The organism is Arthrobacter sp. SLBN-53 (genome assembly GCF_006715585.1).
Classification (GTDB): Bacteria; Actinomycetota; Actinomycetes; order Mycobacteriales; family Mycobacteriaceae; genus Mycobacterium; species Mycobacterium neoaurum_A.
This window is the reverse complement of sequence record NZ_VFNN01000001.1, coordinates 1,216,667-1,236,033: the sequence shown is the minus strand read 5'-3', so window position 1 is coordinate 1,236,033 and position 19,367 is coordinate 1,216,667. Positions and strand designations below refer to the sequence as shown.

General features: G+C 67.4%; 21 protein-coding genes and 2 tRNA genes. 8 read left to right on the top strand and 15 right to left on the bottom strand.

Features of this window, described 5'->3' with window-relative positions; all coding sequences use genetic code 11:
* The first annotated feature begins 23 nt into the window (after nt 1-23).
* The gene (gene acpS / locus FBY28_RS05885; RefSeq protein WP_019511614.1) at nt 24-413 is read left to right on the top strand and encodes a holo-ACP synthase AcpS; all 390 of its coding nucleotides are present in this window, start codon (nt 24-26) and stop codon (nt 411-413) included.
* Between the two features lie 104 nt (nt 414-517).
* The gene (locus tag FBY28_RS05880; RefSeq protein ID WP_141865080.1) at nt 518-1,852 is read left to right on the top strand and encodes a dipeptidase; all 1,335 of its coding nucleotides are present in this window, start codon (nt 518-520) and stop codon (nt 1,850-1,852) included.
* On the opposite strand, the gene bcp is transcribed toward FBY28_RS05880, so the two are convergent.
* Nucleotides 1,841-2,314 (bottom strand): thioredoxin-dependent thiol peroxidase, encoded by a 474-nt coding sequence (bcp, locus tag FBY28_RS05875; protein ID WP_019511616.1) that lies wholly within the window; start codon nt 2,312-2,314, stop codon nt 1,841-1,843. The two genes, FBY28_RS05880 and bcp, sit on opposite strands and share 12 nt — an antisense overlap.
* Before the next feature lie 92 nt (nt 2,315-2,406).
* Between bcp and FBY28_RS05870 the strand changes: the two genes are divergently transcribed.
* Nucleotides 2,407-2,634, top strand: a complete 228-nt coding sequence (locus FBY28_RS05870; protein WP_141865078.1) for a DUF3618 domain-containing protein — start codon at nt 2,407-2,409, stop codon at nt 2,632-2,634.
* Here the strand turns inward: FBY28_RS05870 and FBY28_RS05865 are convergent.
* From FBY28_RS05865 to FBY28_RS05845, 5 genes are all read right to left on the bottom strand, one after another.
* Entirely contained in the window at nt 2,621-2,803 is a 183-nt protein-coding gene (locus FBY28_RS05865) for a hypothetical protein (RefSeq protein ID WP_141865076.1), read from the bottom strand. The two genes, FBY28_RS05870 and FBY28_RS05865, sit on opposite strands and share 14 nt — an antisense overlap.
* Nucleotides 2,804-3,087: 284 nt before the next feature.
* Nucleotides 3,088-3,501 (bottom strand): hypothetical protein, encoded by a 414-nt coding sequence (locus FBY28_RS05860; protein WP_141865074.1) that lies wholly within the window; start codon nt 3,499-3,501, stop codon nt 3,088-3,090.
* Nucleotides 3,502-3,694: 193 nt separating this feature from the next.
* Nucleotides 3,695-4,087, bottom strand: coding sequence for a PaaI family thioesterase (locus FBY28_RS05855; protein WP_141865071.1), 393 nt, complete (start codon nt 4,085-4,087; stop codon nt 3,695-3,697).
* Entirely contained in the window at nt 4,084-5,505 is a 1,422-nt protein-coding gene (locus FBY28_RS05850) for an acyl-CoA synthetase (RefSeq protein ID WP_141865069.1), read from the bottom strand. The genes FBY28_RS05855 and FBY28_RS05850 overlap by 4 nt, the downstream gene beginning before the upstream one ends.
* Complete coding sequence (locus FBY28_RS05845) at nt 5,502-6,854, bottom strand: SLC13 family permease (RefSeq protein ID WP_174241545.1); 1,353 nt, start codon at nt 6,852-6,854, stop codon at nt 5,502-5,504. Before FBY28_RS05845 ends, FBY28_RS05850 begins: the two co-directional genes overlap by 4 nt.
* Before the next feature lie 134 nt (nt 6,855-6,988).
* Here FBY28_RS05845 and FBY28_RS05840 point away from each other — a divergent pair, with 134 nt between their 5' ends.
* Nucleotides 6,989-7,738: an IclR family transcriptional regulator gene (locus tag FBY28_RS05840; RefSeq protein ID WP_141865067.1), complete on the top strand. Its 750-nt coding sequence runs from the start codon at nt 6,989-6,991 to the stop codon at nt 7,736-7,738.
* A gap of 85 nt (nt 7,739-7,823) precedes the next feature.
* Here the strand turns inward: FBY28_RS05840 and FBY28_RS05835 are convergent.
* Nucleotides 7,824-7,899: transfer RNA gene (locus FBY28_RS05835), tRNA-Lys, on the bottom strand.
* A gap of 231 nt (nt 7,900-8,130) precedes the next feature.
* On the opposite strand from FBY28_RS05835, the gene FBY28_RS05830 reads away from it, so the two are divergent.
* On the top strand, nt 8,131-9,279 hold the full coding sequence (locus FBY28_RS05830; protein ID WP_286177784.1) for a L,D-transpeptidase: 1,149 nt from the start codon (nt 8,131-8,133) through the stop codon (nt 9,277-9,279).
* Here FBY28_RS05830 and FBY28_RS05825 read toward each other — a convergent pair.
* The 5 genes from FBY28_RS05825 to orn form a co-directional block, all read right to left on the bottom strand.
* On the bottom strand, nt 9,276-9,746 hold the full coding sequence (locus tag FBY28_RS05825) for an SRPBCC family protein (RefSeq protein ID WP_141865065.1): 471 nt from the start codon (nt 9,744-9,746) through the stop codon (nt 9,276-9,278). The genes FBY28_RS05830 and FBY28_RS05825 overlap by 4 nt on opposite strands.
* Nucleotides 9,743-10,429 carry a DUF899 domain-containing protein gene (locus FBY28_RS05820; RefSeq protein ID WP_141865063.1) on the bottom strand — a complete coding sequence of 229 codons (687 nt, stop codon included), beginning with the start codon at nt 10,427-10,429 and terminating at the stop codon, nt 9,743-9,745. The genes FBY28_RS05825 and FBY28_RS05820 overlap by 4 nt, the downstream gene beginning before the upstream one ends.
* A gap of 60 nt (nt 10,430-10,489) precedes the next feature.
* Nucleotides 10,490-11,605: a hypothetical protein gene (locus FBY28_RS05815; protein WP_141865061.1), complete on the bottom strand. Its 1,116-nt coding sequence runs from the start codon at nt 11,603-11,605 to the stop codon at nt 10,490-10,492.
* Nucleotides 11,606-11,723: 118 nt separating this feature from the next.
* A tRNA-His gene (locus FBY28_RS05810) sits at nt 11,724-11,796 on the bottom strand.
* A 46-nt stretch (nt 11,797-11,842) separates the two neighbouring features.
* Nucleotides 11,843-12,472, bottom strand: a complete 630-nt coding sequence (gene orn / locus FBY28_RS05805; RefSeq protein ID WP_031601619.1) for an oligoribonuclease — start codon at nt 12,470-12,472, stop codon at nt 11,843-11,845.
* A gap of 81 nt (nt 12,473-12,553) precedes the next feature.
* Here orn and FBY28_RS05800 point away from each other — a divergent pair, with 81 nt between their 5' ends.
* A complete protein-coding gene (locus tag FBY28_RS05800) occupies nt 12,554-14,164 on the top strand; it encodes a helicase HerA-like domain-containing protein (protein ID WP_141865059.1) in 1,611 nt (536 codons plus the stop codon).
* Nucleotides 14,165-14,215: 51 nt separating this feature from the next.
* Here FBY28_RS05800 and cmrA read toward each other — a convergent pair whose 3' ends face one another.
* Nucleotides 14,216-15,022 (bottom strand): mycolate reductase, encoded by an 807-nt coding sequence (cmrA, locus tag FBY28_RS05795; protein ID WP_141865057.1) that lies wholly within the window; start codon nt 15,020-15,022, stop codon nt 14,216-14,218.
* Nucleotides 15,023-15,056: 34 nt separating this feature from the next.
* On the opposite strand from cmrA, the gene FBY28_RS05790 reads away from it, so the two are divergent.
* Nucleotides 15,057-16,358, top strand: coding sequence for an MFS transporter (locus tag FBY28_RS05790; RefSeq protein ID WP_141865055.1), 1,302 nt, complete (start codon nt 15,057-15,059; stop codon nt 16,356-16,358).
* Here FBY28_RS05790 and FBY28_RS05785 read toward each other — a convergent pair.
* Entirely contained in the window at nt 16,355-17,101 is a 747-nt protein-coding gene (locus FBY28_RS05785) for an MmpS family transport accessory protein (protein ID WP_141865053.1), read from the bottom strand. The genes FBY28_RS05790 and FBY28_RS05785 overlap by 4 nt on opposite strands.
* A gap of 33 nt (nt 17,102-17,134) precedes the next feature.
* Entirely contained in the window at nt 17,135-17,734 is a 600-nt protein-coding gene (locus FBY28_RS05780) for an SACE_7040 family transcriptional regulator (RefSeq protein WP_216847518.1), read from the bottom strand.
* A 92-nt stretch (nt 17,735-17,826) separates the two neighbouring features.
* Here FBY28_RS05780 and FBY28_RS05775 point away from each other — a divergent pair, with 92 nt between their 5' ends.
* Nucleotides 17,827-19,365, top strand: a complete 1,539-nt coding sequence (locus tag FBY28_RS05775; protein ID WP_141865051.1) for a carboxyl transferase domain-containing protein — start codon at nt 17,827-17,829, stop codon at nt 19,363-19,365.
* Nucleotides 19,366-19,367: the final 2 nt, after the last annotated feature.

The window sequence follows — 19,367 nt, the reverse complement described above, 5'->3', positions numbered from 1 at the left end:
AGACGTCGGATACCGTTTCCGGAATGGGCATCGTTGGAGTAGGGATCGACCTGGTCTCGATACCGGATTTCGCCGAGCAGGTCGACCAGCCGGGAACGGTTTTCGCCGAGACGTTCACACCGGGGGAGAGGCGCGACGCCGCGGACAAGAGTTCGTCGGCGGCGCGTCACCTCGCGGCGCGGTGGGCGGCCAAGGAGGCCGTGATCAAGGCCTGGTCGGGCTCGCGGTTCTCCAAGCGGCCGATGCTGCCCGAGGGGATCCACCGCGATATCGAGGTGGTCACCGATATGTGGGGGCGGCCCAAGGTCCGCCTGACCGGTGCGATCGCCGAGCACCTCAAGGACGTGACGATCCACCTGTCGCTGACCCATGAGGCGGACACCGCCGCGGCGGTGGCGATCCTCGAGGCCTGATCTCCCGTCCCCCGCGAGCGTGCGTGTCTGTTGCCGGACACGCCGCCCGCGGGCGGGAGTTTGTGCCCGCTCGTGGGGCGACGGCAGCGGACTAGCCTTGAGCCATGACCGATGTTGCCGCGCGTGTCCGTGAGTTGTTGCCCTCGGTGCGGGCCGATCTGGAGGATCTGGTCCGCATCGAGTCCGTCTGGGCGGACCCGGCCCGCAGGCCGGAGGTGCACCGCAGCGCCGAGCTGACGGCAACGTTGTTGTCACAGGCCGGTTTCGACGATATCCAGATCGTTGCCGAAGGCGGCGCTCCCGCCGTGATCGCCCGTCGCCCGGCACCCGAGGGTGCGCCGACGGTGCTGCTGTATGCCCACCACGATGTGCAACCCGAGGGTGACGCGACGCAGTGGCACTCGCCGCCGTTCGAACCCACCGAGCGTGACGGCCGGCTCTACGGCCGCGGCACCGCCGACGACAAGGCCGGTATCGCAACACATCTGGCGGCCATCCGGGCCTTCGGGGACGAACTCCCCGTGGGGGTCACGGTGTTCGTCGAGGGCGAGGAGGAGTCCGGCTCGCCATCTCTGACGGCGTTGTTGGCGGCACATCATGACCTGCTGGCCGCCGATGTCATCATCATCGCCGACTCCGACAACTGGGCGGTCGACATCCCGGCGCTGACGGTCTCGCTTCGCGGGCTCGCCGACTGTGTCGTGGAGGTGTCGACGCTGGATCACGGTCTGCATTCCGGGCTGTGGGGCGGGGTGGTGCCGGATGCGCTGAGCGCGTTGGTGCGGCTGCTGGCCAGCCTGCACGACGATGCGGGCAATGTCGCGGTGGAGGGACTGTACGAAGCCGCGGCCGCCGAGGTCGAGTTCAGCGACGAGCGGGTGCGCGCCGATTCCGGCCTGCTCGACGGGGTGCAGCAGATCGGTTCGGGTCCGGTGGTGCAACGGATGTGGGCGCGCCCGGCGATCACGGTGATCGGGATCGACACCACGCCGATCGACAAGGCGTCGAACACCCTGGTGCCCAGCGCCCGGGCAAAGGTGAGCATGCGGGTGGCACCCGGCGGGGACGCCCGCGAACACCTCGCCGCGCTGACCCGACACCTGCAGGCGCACGCGCCGTGGGGCGCCCGGGTCACGGTGACCCCCGGTGATATCGGTCAGCCGTACGCCATCGATGCCACGGGACCGGTGTACGAGGCGGCCCGGCAGGCGTTCCGCACCGCGTGGGGTCGCGAACCCATCGATATGGGCATGGGCGGGTCGATCCCGTTCATCGCCGAGTTCGCCGCGGCCTTCCCGGACGCCGAGATCCTGGTCACCGGAGTGGAGGATCCCGGCACCCAGGCGCACAGCATCAACGAGAGCCTGGACCTTGGCGTGCTGGAGCGCGCCGCGACTTCCGAGGCACTCTTCCTGCAGGCCCTCGGCTCAGACCGATAGGTCGCGGCGCAGCTTGGCGACGTGGCCGGTGGCCTTGACGTTGTACTGGGCCACCTCGATGACGCCCTTCTCGTCGACGAGGAACGTCGAGCGGATGACCCCCTGCACGGTCTTGCCGTACATGCTCTTCTCGCCGAACGCGCCCCAGGCGGTCAACACCTTCTTGTCCGGATCCGACAGCAGCGGGAAGGTCAGTCCCTCGGCGTCGCGGAACTTTGCCAGCTTCTCGGGCTTGTCGGGTGAGATGCCGACGACGTCCAGACCCGCCTCGTTGAGTTCTGCCAGGCTGTCCCGGAAATCGCAGGCCTGCTTGGTGCAGCCGGGGGTGGATGCGGCCGGGTAGAAGTACACGATCACCTTGCGGCCCGCGAAGTCGGACAACGCAACGGTGTTGCCGTCGGCGTCGGGAAGGCTGAAGTCCGGTGCCTTGTCGCCGACTGCCAGCCGAGGGGTCTGTGCCATGGGTGGATGTGCCTTTCTTTCACGACCGGGGCAACGTGGTCGGCTCCGGCTGCTCTAGGGTAATTCGGTACGCCGACGACATGGAGGACACAGTGGCTGATCGGGATCCCGAGGCGATCAAGAAGGACATCGACCAGGCTCGTGATCAGCTGGCGGCGACGGTGGACTCACTGGCCGTGCGCGCGAACCCCCAGCGGCTTGCCGATGATGCCAAGGCCAAGGCGCTGGCGTTCGTGACGAAGCCGCCGGTGCTGATATCGCTGGCCGGTGTCGGCGTGGTCGTGGTGGTGCTGGTGATCCGGGGGATCAGGCGCCGCTGACGGCGTCGTAGCGATGGCGGCGTGACCGCCACCAGTCCAGGATCGACCTGGTCGGTGGATTGGCGGTGCGGCCGAGGCGGCTGCAACTGATGACATCCACGGCGCTCACGGTGGCTGCGGCGGCCTCGGATGTGGCGGCCGCCGGCCTTGATGCGCTATCGCTCGGCATCAGCTAATACCTCGTTTCGTCCCCCGACACATTGCTGACACTCGATCTCTCGGCAGTCAGCTAACTTGAGCCTAGCATGACCGCGGTAGCCGCGTTTGCTGGTTTTTGCGCGAACTACCTGGGTTTTTACCGCCGATGGCGCACTGTGCGCTGCCTTCGCAGGTCAACAACTGCGCGTGATGGCACGATCTCAGCACATTCGGCGCGAAGAGGATGACGGCATCGAGCGGCAACTTTGTCCACTCTGGCCGCAACGGTCCGCAATCACGGCGGGCCGACGGAGGTCAGCCCGACAGGCCGATGACCGGTTGATAACCGAACCCGCCGGTGCCGACCAACACCGCGCTGACCAATTCGTCGGTGATCGCAAGATCGGCGTTGACGTCTTTATCGGTACGCGCTGTGGGAACGGTGCCGGAATTGACGCGGTGTTCGCAATCGACGGCATAAAGGTCTTCGCCGAGGAGCATCACGCCGATTTCGGAAACGGCGTGCGGTCGACCGTCGCCCGGAATGCAGGGAGTCAGTATCACGCTTGCGGCCGGGTCGCGCAGCGCCGACGTGCCGGTCGCCGCGGGGAGTTGCACCGGCGCCGCGATGTTCTCGACCCGGATGCCGCAGGCGGCGGTGCCCAGGCAGAACAGTGCCAGAACGGATAACAGCAACGGGCGCGTAGGCGTTCGAGTCGAGCGCACCATCCCGCTCCTTCCCGGTACCCCGGCGGATCTGTCACTGCGCCACCGGCCGGTATTCGGCCGGGAAATTCAATTCGACGAATCAAGCCACTTTTATTTACGGAGCGGGAAATAATATAGCGGACACTGCAATTCGATAACGGATTGAATTCTTACACGGCGTGTCGTGTTGCGCGTGCTTTATCCGCCATGTTTGTCACGGGGTGGAATGTTTGGCGCGGCGGGTGGCCCTACCGGTCGCGCGGGCGACCGTGCCGCCCGCGGTGTTCACGAGTCGTACGACAAAGATGTCCTCGCGAGCGAGCCGCTCGTCGACCGAGGCGGAGGCCACCAACGCGTCTCCTTCGCGCGCGGGTGCCAGATAGTCGATGTGGATCGAGCTGACCACGCCGCTGTGGGTGGAGTTGTTCGCCGCGGCCGCCAGCGCGGCGCCGACCACGCTGAACAACAGCGCGCCGTGTGCGGTCCCGTGCGGATTCAGGTGTTCCGGACCGACGGTCAGCGAAGCGGTCGCCGAACCGTTGTCGAAGTTCTGGACGACGATGCCGAGGTGGCGGGCGTAGTGGTCGACAGGTGCCTGGGTGCTCACATCAGTGCTTTCTTCTGGATTTTGCCCATCGCGTTGCGTGGCAGGGCGGTGACGAATCGGATCTCGCGGGGACGCTTGTGCCAGGACAGGTCCTCGGCGACGTGGGCGATGAGTTCCTCGGCCAGCACCTCGCCGGCGGTCGGGGAGTCGGTGACGACGAAGGCGACGATTCGCTGTCCGAGGTCGTCATCGGGTGCGCCGATCACCGCGACCTCGGAGATCTCGGGCAGGGCGAGCAGCGAGGTCTCGATCTCCCCGGCGCCGATGCGGTAGCCGCCGGATTTGATCAGGTCCACCGACTCCCGACCCACGATGCGGTGGTAGCCGTGCTCGTCGATCGCGGCCAGGTCGCCGGTGACGAACCAACCGTCCTCGGTCCAGCACGATGACGTGACCGCGGGCAGGTTGAGGTATCCGTCGAAAAGCATGGGGCCACGGACCTCGAGTCGGCCGATCGATTCTCCGTCGTGGGGGACCGAGCTGCCGTCGTCGGCGCGCAGGCGCGTCTGCGCACCGGTGATCGGCAGGCCCACCCAGCCCGGGCGTCGTTCACCGTCGGCGCGGGTGCTCAGCGTGATCATGGTCTCGGTCATGCCGTACCGCTCGACCGGGGCGTGCCCGGTCAGCTCGCGCAGCCGCTCGAACACCGGCACCGGCAACGGAGCGCTGCCGCTGACCAACAGCCGCGCCGAGGACAGCGCCGTGGCGGACTGCTCGTCGCGGGTGATGCGGGTCCAGACCGTCGGCACGCCGAAGTACATGGTGGCGGCGGTCTCGGCGTAACGCTGCGGGGTCGGTCTGCCGGTGTGGACCAGCCGCGAGCCGATGTGAAGTGATCCCAGCACGCCGAGGATCAGGCCGTGGGTGTGGAACAGCGGGAGGCCGTGGGCCACGGTATCGGCCGATGTCCACGCCCAGGCCTGCGCCAGCCCGTCCAGACCGGCGGCGATCGCATGGTGGCTCAACAGCACACCCTTCGGCGCGCCGGTCGTTCCGGAGGTGTAGAGGATGATCGCAACCTGCTGCGGGTCAACAGGTTCCAGTTCAGTGGCCGGTGTCCGGTCGTGGTCGGGCACGGCGACGGGCAGCTCGACACCCTGGCGCGCAGCGCCGACCCACACGGTGGCCGCGGAGTCGGCCAGGATGTGGTTCACCTCGGCCGGTCCGGCGTCCGGTGGCACAGGCACCACCGGAATGCCGGCGAGCAGACAGCCGGTGACCGCCACGACGGTGCGCAGCGTCGGTTCGGCGTCGACGGCCACCACCGGGGCGGGGCTGCCGGCGCGCAGATCGGCACCGAAGGACGATGCGATCTCACGAAGTCGTCTGCGCGACAACGAGTGCCCGTCGATGGAGATCATCTGATCATCATCGGCGAGGTCGTCGTCGAGCAATGCGCGCAGCAGGGGGCCGGTCATGAGAAGACCATCCCGGGCACGATGAGCACGAGGGTCAGGACCACCGGTCCGACCACCACCATCGACAGCCCCCACCGGGTGAGCAGCTTGGTCATCCGGGGCCGGGCATCCTCGTCGACGGTGGTCGCCACGTAGGTGGCCCCGACGGTGGAGAACGGGGAGACGTCGACGATGGATGCGCACACACCGATGGCGCAGATCAGCGCCCAGCCGGGTATTCCACCGTCGGCGATCAGCGGAAGGGCCAGCGGCACAAGGGCGGCCAGCATGCCGGTGGTGGAGGCGAAGGCCGAGATCAGGCCGGCCGCCGCGCACAGCAGCACCGCGGCCACCAGGGGTGAGCCGAGATGAACCGCACCCTCGCCGAGCATGTCGACCACACCCATCTCGGTCAGCACACCGACGTAGGTGATGATGCCGCCGACCAGAAGCACCGAACCCCAGTCGATCCGGCTCATCGCCTTCTTGCCCGAGGAGGCGTCGAGCAGGGCGGCGACAGCACCCAATCCGTAGCCGAGCACGCCGATATCGGGTGTCAGGCCCATCAGTGACATCACCACCACCGCGCCGACGAGCACCACCATCATCGCGATGGTCAACATCTGCATCCCGGTGGGACGTTCGGGGGCGGGCAACTCATCGTCGTCCCCTGGGGTGTCGCCGTCGCCGATATCCAGGGTGGAGCCGCCGTACTGGGGCAGGGCCGCACCGCGGGCGACCATGGCCTCGCTGAAGGCGGGCGCCTGGGCGGTGATGACCTTCTTGCGGCCGAACATCACGTAGGCCACCGCGAGCAGCACGAGGTTCAGTGCCAGCGCGACACCGAAGAGCAGCAGCGGGCTCAGCGCGATACCGGCTTCGTTGGCGGTGCCCCAGGTGATGATGCCGAAGAGGCTGGTTGGTGCGAAGGCTCCGGCGCTCAGGCCGGCGCCCATGGCCAGGGCCATCAACATGGGATCGATACCGCGCTTGTGCGCGATGCTCATGCCCATCGGCGCCATCACCAGGCCGCCGAGCGGTGCGCCCATGGCCGAGATGACGGCGGTGAGCGCGAAGAACACCGCGGGGAACAGGGTGTCCCGGTTGCCCACTCGCGCGAGCGAGGCCTGGATGAGCCATTCGATGGTGCCGTTGCTGTGCGCGATACCGAAGAAGTAGGTCACCCCGACCAGGAGCACCAGGATGCTCAACGGGAACTCGCCGATGACCTGGCTCAGGCTCAGGTCGGCCAGCCAGAGTCCCACCACGCAGGCGACGGGAAACATGACTATGCCGATGTTGACGTTGCGGATGGCGGCGATCGCGAACACCGCGATGAATATCCCGAGTGCGACCAGTTGTGCCGTCACGGCGAGCACCTCCTGTTGGCTTTTGCTGCCGGTTTTGTTGTCAGTTGGGAACATCGGTCCGTAGGATGGACCAATGGTTCGTCTGGTAGACCGAACTGCTGTAACCTAACTCACATCAATGCAGGGAGGCAACCTTGGCCACAGAAAGCGTCGTATCGGCATTTCGGGTACTCGAGGCGGTCGCCGAGGCGCAGCCGGTGGGCCTGTCCGAACTGGCTCGCCGGGTCGAACTGCCCAAGAGCACGGTGCAGCGGACTCTGTTGACCCTGCAGGAAGTGGGCTGGCTGCGACCGACGGACACCACCCCGACCCGCTGGCAGCTGACCTACCGCGTGGTGGCGGTGGTCGGCCGCGCCGGCGGCGGGGAGAGTCTGCGCGATATCGCGCTGCCGGTGATGAACGAGCTGCAGTTGGCGACGACCGAGACCGTCCACCTCGCCGCGCCCGACGGGGACTCGTTGGTGTTGGTGGAGCGCCTGGACACCCCGCACCGGCTGCGCGCGTTCCTGGCGCTCGGCGAGCGGATCGCACTGCACGCCTCGGCCACCGGGCTGGCGTACCTGTCCGCGTGCGAACCGGATTACCTCGATCGCTACCTGTCCGGCGCGCTGCCGGCCCAGACGCCGGACACCCTCACCGATCCGGACCGGATCCGCGCGGTGGTCAACGAGATTCGCGAGCGGGGGTACTCGGTGAACGAGGGTGGGCTCTCGGTCGGCATCTCCTCCCTCGGGGCCCCGATCGTGGGGCCGGCAGGGCCGGTCGCCGCGCTGTCGGTGTCCGGGCCGTCCAGCCGCATCTGCGCCGAACGTTTCGACGATCTCGGAGCGAAGGTCCGCGACGCGGCGGGCAGGATCAGCCGGGCGCTGCGCGGGGAGCGCTGAGCGTCCGAGCTCAACGACTGGTGTGGGCAACGCTTCTGCCAACGCCCTAAACGACAAAGGCCCTGCCGAAGCAGGGCCTTTGCGTTGGTGCGCCGTCAGGGTTTCGAACCCCGGACCCGCTGATTAAGAGTCAGCTGCTCTACCAACTGAGCTAACGGCGCGCGGATGAAACAATAACAGCACCGGCGCGCAGAGGTGAAATCCGCATTACAGAGCCGGTTTATGCGCTCGTCGGCCGACCGGTTGTCGGCGGTTCCCTTAGACTATCGCCAGGAAGTTTGTGACCCAGCGGGTCCGTGGCATGAGGTGGGGCTAGAAGTATGGTGCAGGATTCGCCGCGGGTGGGCGTACGTCGAGCAAGGACGTGGGGGACCGCGATCGCAGTGGGGCTGGTGGCCGCAATCGCGCTGAGCGCCTGTAGCTCTCAACAGGCCCCCGAACAACCGAGGACCATCGCCGACAAGGGCACCCCCTTCGGTGATCTGCTGGTGCCCAAGCTGAGCGCTTCGGTGACCGATGGTGCCGTCGGCGTGACGGTCGAAGAGCCGGTGACGGTGAGCACCGAGGGCGGAGTGCTCGGGTCGGTGAACCTCGTCGACGAGAACGGCTCGGCGGTGGCAGGTCAGCTAAGCAAGGACGGGCTGACCTGGTCGACCACCGATCCGCTGGATTACAACGCCAGCTACACACTGACGGCCAGCTCCCAGGGGCTGGCCGGCGCGGCGTCGACGCAGATGACCTTCGAGACGCACTCGCCGAAGAACCTGACCATGCCCTATGTGCTGCCCAACAAGGGCGAGGTCGTCGGCGTCGGCCAGCCGATCGCCATCCGCTTCGACGAGAACATCGCCAACCGGTCCGCCGCGGAGCAGGCCATCAAGGTCACCACGACGCCCAAGGTCGAAGGTGCCTTCTACTGGCTGAACAATCGCGAAGTCCGTTGGCGCCCAGCCCAATACTGGAAGCCCGGCACCAAGGTCGAGGTGGCCGTCAACACCTACGGCGTCCAGTTGGGTGACGGATTGTTCGGCCAGGACAACGCGAGCACCGACTTCACCATCGGCGACCAGCTAATTGCGACGGCCGATGACTCGACCAAGACGCTGACCGTCCGGCGCAACGGCGAGGTGATCAAGACCATGCCGATCTCGATGGGCAAGGACAGCACCCCGACCAACAACGGGACCTACATCATCGGTGACCGGTTCGCCGAGCTGGTGATGGACTCGTCGACCTATGGCGTCCCGGTCAACTCGCCCAACGGATATCGCACCGAGGTGGATTACGCCACGCAGATGTCCTACAGCGGTATCTACGTGCACGGGGCGCCGTGGTCGGTGGGCAGCCAGGGCTACAGCAACGTCAGCCACGGCTGCCTCAACGTCAGCACCGCGAATGCGCAGTGGTTCTACGAGAACACCAAACGCGGTGACATCGTCGAGGTGGTCGGCACGGTCGGTTCGGTGCTTCCCGGCACCGACGGACTGGGGGACTGGAACATCCCGTGGCCGCAGTGGAAGGCCGGAAACGCCAGCACCTAGACCGTCGAGCGCTCCAGGGCCGCCAGGGATTGTTCGAGGTACTGCGGCCCGAACGGGGGCATGCTGCCGACCTGGTCGCGGAAGCTCTGCGGGGTGCCCGACCAGTCGTAGGTGATGGTGACGTCGGTGCCGTCTCCGTTGGGGGCCAGGTCATACCGCCAGGACCATCCGCCGGGCTGATGCTGACCCGATTCATCGAGCTGTCCGGGCTGCCAACCGATCCGGCGGTCGTGTTCGAAATCGGTCACCAGGTTGTGCATCACGTAGTGCCCGCCGACGAAATCCTTGAACATGTTGACCACAAAGATCTGCCCGGCCTCGGTGATGGGCTGCTGGCTGACCGCGTCGCGCACCCAATCGCTGGGCTCGGTGTCCTGGTGGCGGGTCGGGTCGGACAGCACGGCGAAGATGCGGTCGGGTGCGGCGGGGATGGTGCGGGTGACGACATAACGCTCGGTGGTGCTCACTGCGCGGAACCCTTTCCGTAGAGACGTGCGATATCGGGGCTGTCCAACCATCCGGAGTATGTCGGACGCGACGGCCAACCCGCGGGGGAGTCCAGCCACTCCTCCTGTCTGCCCCACGGCAACAGGTCGATCAGCGCGAACGAATGGCTGAGCTGTTCGGTGCCGCGACCGTTGGTGTGCCAGGTCCGGTAGACCTTGTCCCCGTCGCGCATGAAGACATTCACCGCGAATCCCTCGCCGGGCGCGGCATCCACATCGGCACCGAAGCCGGTGCCGGCCGCCGAATACCACTCCATCGCATTACCGACCCTGTCCCGGTAGGCCAGTGCCTCCTCGATCGGCCCGTTGGTGACGATGACGAAGCGTGCGTCGTAGTTGTCCAGGAAATCCAGCCGGGTGAACTGCGAGGTGAAACCGGTGCACCCGCCGCACTGCCACTGCGCCCCGTCACTCCACATGTGGTGGTAGGTGATCAGCTGTGCTTTCCCGGCGAACACGTCGGCCAGCCGGACCGGGCCGTCGGCTCCGGTCAAGACGTACTCGGGCAGCTCGACCATCGGAAGTCTGCGGCGCTCGGCGGCAATGGCGTCGAGCTCGCGGGTGGCGGCCTTCTCCCGTCGGCGCAGGTCCTCCAACGCCGTGCGCCACGTGTCCTGGTCCACCACCGGTGGTTTGGCGGTCATGTTGTCTCCCTCCACGAAGTGTGTCGTTGTGTAGACCGCCCCCGCGGGCACTACTCATCGCTACCGGTCGTCGCTGAATGCCAGCGCCGCCGACACCCGGCCCGCGGTGGCCGGGGGACCCAACAGCACCCGAGAGGTCCCGGCGGCGGTGTCAAAAGCGATCAGGGCGATACCCGGTCCGCAGGAATCGGTGACCCGGAGCAGTAGCGTCCCGCCGCTGGCGCCGACGACCACCACGGATTTGCCGGCGTCCACTCCGGGCACCGCCAGCAGCGCATCGCGGCGCACCAGCGAGGTGGCTCCGCACGCGCCCAGCGACTGGAAGAACGCGCCCTCGGGCAACCGCCAGGCCGCCACATCGCCGTAGTCATCGCGGCGGCCCGTGCTGAACGCGGTGAGCGCGGTCGGTGTCGACCCGTCCAGCGGGATCTGCCACAACTGATTGCCGATCAGCTCCACATCCGAACAGCGGGCCAGCACGGAGCCGCTGTTCCACCAGCGCACCGGCACACAGTTGGTGTTCGGCCCCGGCAGATCGAGGTGGTCGCGTAACCGGCCGTTGTTGCCGACGACGGCCAGGCCCTTGTCGGCGCCGAGCACCAGCAGGGTGCCGTCGATGCTGGCCAGGTGGTGGCCGTTGAAACTGCCCGCCGCCCCGAGCCGGTCGGTGGCGTAGGAGAGCTGCTCGACGCCGTCGAGGTCGACACGGCGCAGGGTCCTGCGGTCCTCGTCGGTGACGAACAGGGCCTTGCCGGTGGGCCGGGTGTAGCGGGCCGCGATGCGTCCCTCCATGGTGGTGACCGTGGTGGCGCCGGTGCTCAGGTCCAGTTCGGTGAGCGTCGTGGTGCCATAGGTGCCCGAGTCGTAATCGCTGGAGCTGAACAGTGCGCGCCTGCCGTCGCCGGACCAGTCGGTGAGCCGATAGTTCGCGGCCAGTTCGGTGATCCGATGCCGGTCACCGGCCGGGCTGACCAGCGTCAGTGTGGTCGTGTCGGGGGTCTCGGCCCAGGTGGCCAGCGTCCAACCCGAGCCCACCCGCGCCCACGGCACGTCACGGTCGATCAGTCGGGTGGGTGCGTCGCGCACGACGGTGGGCCCGCTGGAGACCGCGGTGCCGCAGCCGGCCGCCAGCAGCGCCAGGCATGCCAGGCCTGCGACGGTCTTGGAGGTCCCCACCTGCCTGATCATCCTGCGGGTGCGTGACGGAAATGTGGAAACGCGCCGCTTTTTCTCCGAACCGGGACCTCGAACGCGAAAACGCCGCCCACCTGAGTGGGCGGCGTTCCCGTTACCGGGTGGCTGACGGGACTCGAACCCGCGACAGCCAGGATCACAACCTGGTGCTCTACCAACTGAACTACAGCCACCATTGCCGCGTGAGCGGCGCTGACGATCTTAACCGCATGAGGGTCGTTACACCGAATCGGTTTGGTTCGGCGCGCTGCCGCGGGGGCCCAGCTCGGCGGCGACCGCCGCGATCTCGCTGGTCGAGGGCCCGGGCGCGGCCACGAACGCGGTCCGCCGGTAGTACTTGAGCTCCTGGATGGACTCGTGGATATCGGCCAGCGCCCGGTGGGCCAGACCCTTCTCGGGCTGACCGAAGTAGATCCGCGGGTACCAGCGTCGGCACAGTTCCTTGATCGAGCTGACGTCGATCATCCGGTAGTGCAGGTAGTTGTCCAGGGTCGGCATGTCGCGGGCGATGAAACCGCGGTCGGTCGCGATCGAATTGCCGCACAGCGGAGCGGTTTTGGCCGTCTTCACATGGCTGCGGATGTAGTCCAGCACCATCGTCTCGGCGGTGGCGAGGTCGATGTCGGAAGCCAGCACCTCCTTGTCCAGCCCGGAGTTCGCATGCATCTTGGCGACCACCTCGACCATGCCGGACAGGTCCTCGGCCTCGGCGTGGATCACCACGTCGATACCGTCGCCGAGGACGTTGAGGTCGGCATCGGTGACCAACGCGGCAATCTCGATGAGCTTGTCGGACTTCAGATCGAGCCCGGTCATCTCGCAGTCGATCCACACCAGTTCTTCACGCACAGCGATCCACAGTATTCCCACCGCCGATGATCAGCTGCGTGAACCCGCCCCGACGGGGTGCGTTTCAGTAGTGTCTGCCGCATGACAGTGCAGCCCGAGCAGACCCCCGCACAACAGATCGCCGCAGGTTATGCCACCCAGGGCCAGGCTCTGGAGCTCGGCGCGGTCGTCGTCGACGGGGTCGTCGATCCGGGCGCGGCGGTGCGCATCCCGTTGGCGATGGTGAACCGGCACGGTCTGGTCGCCGGCGCCACCGGCACCGGTAAGACCAAATCACTGCAGCTGATGGCCGAGCAGCTCTCGGCCGCCGGGGTGCCCGTGGTGATGGCCGATGTCAAAGGCGACCTGTCCGGTCTGTCGCAGCCGGGCGTCAACAGCGACCGGACCCTGCAACGCGCCGCCGACACCGGCGATGCCTGGGCGCCTACCGCCCACCCGGTCGAGTTCCTGTCCCTTGGCACCGACGGTATCGGTGTCCCGGTGCGCGCGACCATCACCAGTTTCGGGCCCATCCTGCTGTCGAAGGTGCTGGGGCTCAACGCAACCCAGGAATCGACGCTCGGACTGATCTTCCACTTCGCCGATCAGAAGGGGTTGGCACTGCTGGATCTCAAAGACCTGCGCGCGGTCATCCAGTATCTGATCAGTGACGAGGGCAAGCCCGAACTCAAGGCGCTGGGCGCGGTGTCCACCACGACGGCCGGGGTGATCCTGCGCGCGCTGGTCAACCTGGAGGCCGAGGGCGCGGACACCTTCTTCGGCGAGCCGGAGCTGGAGCCCAAGGATCTGATCCGGGTCGATGCGCAGGGTCGCGGCGTCATCACGCTGCTGGAGCTCGGTGACCAGGCGGCCCGCCCGGTCATGTTCTCGACCTTCCTGATGTGGGTGCTGGCCGACCTGTTCACGACGCTGCCCGAGGAGGGCGATCTGGACAGGCCGAAACTGGTGTTCTTCTTCGACGAGGCGCATCTGCTGTTCGGCGACGCCTCCAAGGCGTTCCTGGCGCAGGTGGAGCAGACCGTGAAGCTGATCCGCTCCAAGGGCGTCGGCGTCTTCTTCTGCACCCAGCTCCCCACCGATGTGCCCAATGGCGTGCTCAGCCAGCTCGGGGCCCGGGTGCAGCACGCGTTGCGCGCGTTCACCCCCGACGACCAGAAGGCGCTGTCCAAGACCGTCCGCACCTATCCCAAGACCGCGACCTACGACCTGGAGTCGGCGCTGACGTCGTTGGGCATCGGGGAGGCGATCGTCACCGTGCTCTCGGAGAACGGTGCCCCCACCCCGGTCGCGTGGACGCGGATGCGGGCGCCGCGCTCCCTGATGGACACCATCGGTCCGGATGCGATCAGGGCGGCGGCGCAGGCCAGCCCGTTGCAGGCGACCTACGGGCAGACCATCGACCGCGAGTCGGCCTACGAGTTGCTGACCGCGCGACTGGCACCGCCTCCGCCGCCGGTGACCGCCCCGGTGCCGCCCCCGCCGACCGCGACCGTGCCTGATCTGCCGCCGCCGTTGTATCCGGATCCGATCGCGATCCCCGATTACCCGCCGCCGGCCCCGATGGAGCCGAGCCTGCTGGACAAGGTGGTGGACAGCCCGGCGTTCAAGAGCGCCATGCGCTCGGCGGGCACGGTGATCGGGCGGGAGATCACCCGCAGCATCTTCGGCACCGGCCGGCGTCGGCGGCGCTAGTGATTTCGGCGCGCTCGCGCTCGCTGACCGAGCGCCGGCGCGCCGAAATCGCTACTCGCCGCCGAGTTTCTTGTAGACCGCGCCGACGATCGGGGTGACGATCGCGCGCGGGGCGTACCCGCTGGCCACCGACATCGCCTTGGACGTCAGGCCCGGCACGATGCGCATCTTGTTGGCCTCCAGGGCATCGAGTGAGACCTTGGCGGTGTACTCGGTGTTGATCCACAGGAAATCCGGGATCAGCCGCTCCACCAGCGACTGCTCGGAGACATCCGGCAGCTCGGTGCGCACCGGCCCGGGCGCCAGCAGCGTGACGTGTATGCCGTCCTTCTTGACCTCCCCGCGCAGCGACTCGCTGAAGGTGTTGGCGAACGCCTTGGTGGCCGCGTAGGTGGCGTTGTTCGGGATCGGGGAGTTGCCTGCCGCCGACCCGGAGATCAGGATGCCGCCGGCCCGGCGCTTCAACATGCCCGGCAACACGGCCAGGCACAGATCGTGTACGGCGATGGCGTTGAGCTGTACCTGAGCCTTCTCACCGGCGGGGTCGAGCTTGGCCAGCGGTCCGAAGGTGGCGGTGCCGGCGTTGGCGCACAGGATCGAGATGTTGCGCCCGGCCAGCTCCTGGCAGAACACCTCGCGGGCGGCGGGGTCGGCCAGATCGACCGCACGCACCTCGACCGTCACACCGTGCCGTGCGGTGATGCGTTCGGCGAGGTCGGTCAGCACGTCACCGCGGCGCGCGGTGACGATCAGATGGTGGCCGCGTCCGGCGAGATCGAAAGCGAGGGCCTCACCGATGCCCTGCGAGGCGCCGGTGACGACTGCGCGGGCGTCGGGATGGGGAGCGGGTACAGGCATGGGAGAAATCGTAGGGACCGTTAGGGTGACGGCCATGAGCAGCCCCGGGTCGGCGCCCGATACGGCCCGGCGGTCCCAGGTCCGATCGTGGGTTCTCTACGACTGCGGTGCCACCGCGGTGAACGCGATCGTGGTGACCTTCGTCTTCTCCGTCTACCTCACCAACGCCGTCGGGGAGGGGCTGCCGGGGGACACCTCCCCGTCGAGCTGGCTGGGTCGCGCGCTCACGGTGGCCGGTCTTATCGTCGCGCTGTTCGCGCCGATCACCGGTATCTGGGTCGACGCGCCGCACCGTCGCCGCCGCGCTCTGGCGCTGCTCACCGGAGCGGTCGTGGTGCTGGTCGCCGGCATGAGCTTCATCGGCACCGACTACTCGTATCTGTGGGCCGGGCTGGCGCTGCTCGCCATCACCGCCGCCTGTAACGACCTGGCGACCGTGCCCTACAACGCGATGCTGAGCCAGTTGTCCACGCCGGCAACCTCGGGACGCATCTCCGGGGCCGGACTGGCGGTCGGTTACGGCGGCAGCGTGGGCCTGCTGCTGATCGTCTACGCGCTGTTCATCTCCGGTGACGGCGGTCTGCTCGGGCTGCCCACCGATGACGGCCAGAACGTGCGGGCCGCGATGCTGCTGACCGCCGCCTGGTTCGTGGTGTTCGCACTGCCGCTGGTGCTCAAGGGGCCCAATCCGCCCGCGGACGCCGCACATCGGCCGGTCGGCATCATCGCCTCCTACCGCAAGCTGTGGCACGAGGTGCGCAGCGAGTGGCGCCGTGACCGCAACGTCGTCTACTACCTGGTCGCCAGCGCGGTGTTCCGCGACGGTCTCACCGGCGTGTTCACCTTCGGTGCGGTGCTCGGTGTCAATGTGTACGGCATCTCCCCGGCCAGCGTGCTGCTGTTCGGGGTGTGCGCCTGCCTGGTGGCTGCACTGGGCGCGGTGGTCGGCGGGCTGCTCGACGACCGGTTCGGTGCCAAGCCGGTGATCCTCGGCGCGCTGTCGCTCATGATCATCGTCGGGCTGACGCTGATGACGCTGTCGGGTCAGCTGGCGTTCTGGGTGTGCGGATTGCTGCTGTGTCTGTTCATCGGCCCGACGCTGTCGGCGGCGCGCACCCAGATGCTGCGGATGTCCACCGAAGGTAAGGAGGGGGTCGCGTTCGGGTTGTACATGACCACCGGCCGGGCCGCCGCCCCGCTCGCGCCGTGGCTGTTCTTCCTGTTCATCGACGCGTTCGGCACCGACCGGGCCGGCATGGGCGGACTGTGCGCGGTGCTCGCGCTCGGCCTGATCCTGATGCTGGGCGTCAAGACGCCGCGGGTCAGCGCGCGTTAGGGCAGCGGGCTGCAGATCGTCAGGCCGGAGCCGGTGCGCTGCTGCACCTGAGCGCCCTCGATGTCGATCGAGCAGGTGACCTCGCGGCCGACGTTGATGATGCTGACGCTGGCCGATTGGTTGGCCGGGCCCGGCAGCGACACCTCTTTGCTCCACGGCAGGACCACGTTGAACTCGGTCTGCAGGACACCGCCATTGTCGACGTAGGTGATGTTGATGGCGCGGCCCTGCCCGCTGACGGTGTAGACCACGGTTTCGGTGGTCCCCGGGGTCGACGGCGCGGTGGTCGACGGTGTCGTGCTGGGTGCCGGTGCGGCGGTGCGCGGGCTGGTCGTCGTGGTGGGGCGCCGGGTGGTGGTGGGCGGCGAAGGTGCGCCGGTCGGTTCGGTCAGCGACGGTACGGGCGCCACGACGGTCTGCTGCTGGCTGCTGTTGACGATCACCAGCGCGATGACCAACCCGATGACGGTGACGACGGCGATACCGGCAACAACCCACAACCAGCGCGGGGTACGCGGCGGCTCCGGAGGCTCGGGAGCACCCGGCGGAGGGGGAGGTGGTGTGCCGCCGTATTGACCGGTGTACGGGTCATAACCGTAGGCCGGATACGCCGGGATCTGCTCGGTGGGCCGAGCACTGTAGGGGCTCTGGCCCGCGTATGCGGGGTCGGAGTACCCGGGATAGCCGTACTGGCCACCGTCGAGCCGACGGGTCGGCTCGTCCCGACGGGGATATTCGGTCATGCCCACCTCATGGGCCCCACGGTACCCGCGCGGCTACGGATTTCGGTGGGCGGCGGTCAAGGCGGCGACCGTCATCGCCCGTAGCACCGGCCTGGACGGGTGGGTGGTGCTCGGGGCTTTCAGGCTGTACGGAGTGGAGTTGAGCAGGCCGAACGCGGCGTGCGCCATGACCCGGGCGTCGGCCTCGTCGATATCGGGGTCGATCCGGCGCAGTACGTCGACCCAGATCTCGACGTACTGACGCTGCGCTTTGCGTACCTGTCGCGCCGCTGCCGGTGGGAGGTGGCTCAGATCGCGGTCCTGGATGCGGATGAGATTGGATTCGCCGAGCGCGAAGTCGAGGTGGAACTCGATGAGGCCGTCCAGTGCCTCGCGGGCCCCGGCTGCCTCGGCGACGACGGATTGCCCGCCGGCCAGCAATCGGGTACTGATCCCGACGAGCAGCTCGACCAGCAGGGCCTCCTTGTTGGCGAAGTGCCGGTAGATCGCCGGCCCGCTGACGCCGACCGCCGAGCCGATGTCCTCCAACCGGACCGACAGGTACCCGTGTTCGGCCACCAACCGCTCCGCGGCGGCGATCAATTGATCGCGCCGGTCGGATTTGGCTCTGCTGCGCGGAGTCTCAGTGGGCATCCCCGGATCCATCTCGAACGTAGACATTTGAGTTAATTACGATTAACATACCATGAGTTAATCATGATTAACTCAAATGGACGGGTTCATCGATGACGCATCGTGAAGCGCACACCGCGCTGGTGTCCGAACTGCGCGCCAAACTGGCCACCGCGGCACGCGGCGGACCGGACAAGGCGCGGGACCGGCATGTGGGGCGCGGAAAACTGTTACCCCGAGACCGGGTGGACACCCTGCTCGATCCCGGTAGTCCGTTCCTCGACATCGCGCCGCTGGCCGCCGATGGCATGTACGACGACGAATGCCCCGGCGCCGGGCTGATCGCCGGTATCGGCCGGGTGAGCGGACGCGAATGCATGGTGGTGGCCAACGACGCCACCGTCAAGGGCGGCACCTACTACCCGATCACCGTCAAAAAGCACCTGCGCGCCCAGGAGATCGCCGCGCAGAACCGGCTGCCGTGTCTCTATCTCGTCGATTCCGGAGGCGCCTTCCTGCCACGCCAGGACGAGGTGTTCCCCGACCGCGAACACTTCGGGCGGATCTTCTTCAACCAGGCCACCATGAGTGCCAGGGGCATCCCGCAGATCGCCGCGGTACTGGGATCCTGCACCGCCGGTGGCGCGTACGTCCCGGCGATGAGCGACGAGGCCGTCATCGTTCGCAATCAGGGCACCATCTTCCTGGGCGGCCCACCCCTGGTGAAGGCCGCGACCGGTGAAGTGGTCACCGCAGAGGAACTCGGCGGCGGAGACCTGCACTCCAAGACCTCCGGTGTGACAGATCATCTGGCCAACGACGACCGTGACGCGCTGCGCATCGTCCGGCGCATCGTGTCCACCCTCGGCCCGCGTCAGGACCCACCGTGGCAGATGCGGCCCGCCGTCGATCCGATCGCCGACCAAACCGAGCTCTACGATGTGGTCCCGGTGGATTCACGGGTGCCCTATGACGTGCACGAGGTGATCACCCGGATCGTCGATGGTGGTGAATTCGCCGAATTCAAGGCCGAATACGGCACCACGCTGGTCACCGGCTTCGCCCACATCCACGGTCACCCCGTCGGGATCATCGCCAACAACGGCGTGTTGTTCGGCGAATCCGCGGTCAAGGGAGCGCATTTCATCGAACTGTGCGACAAGCGCAACACCCCGCTGGTGTTCCTGCAGAACATCGCCGGATTCATGGTGGGCCGCGATTACGAGGCGGGTGGTATCGCCAAGCACGGCGCGAAGATGGTCACCGCGGTCGCGTGCGCCCGCGTACCCAAGCTCACCGTGGTCATCGGGGGGTCCTACGGTGCGGGCAACTACTCGATGTGCGGACGGGCATATTCGCCGCGTTTCCTGTGGATGTGGCCCAACGCTCGGATCTCGGTCATGGGCGGTGAGCAGGCCGCCTCGGTGCTGGCCACCGTACGAGGCGAGATGACACCGGAGCAGGAGGAGGCCTTCAAGGCGCCGATTCGTGAGCAATACGAACACCAGGGCAATCCGTACTATTCGACCGCCCGGTTGTGGGATGACGGCGTGATAGACCCCGCCGACACCAGAACGGTTCTGGGACTTGCCCTGTCAGTGGCCGCACAGGCTCCGTTGGAGCCAGTGTCCTACGGCGTCTTCAGGATGTGATG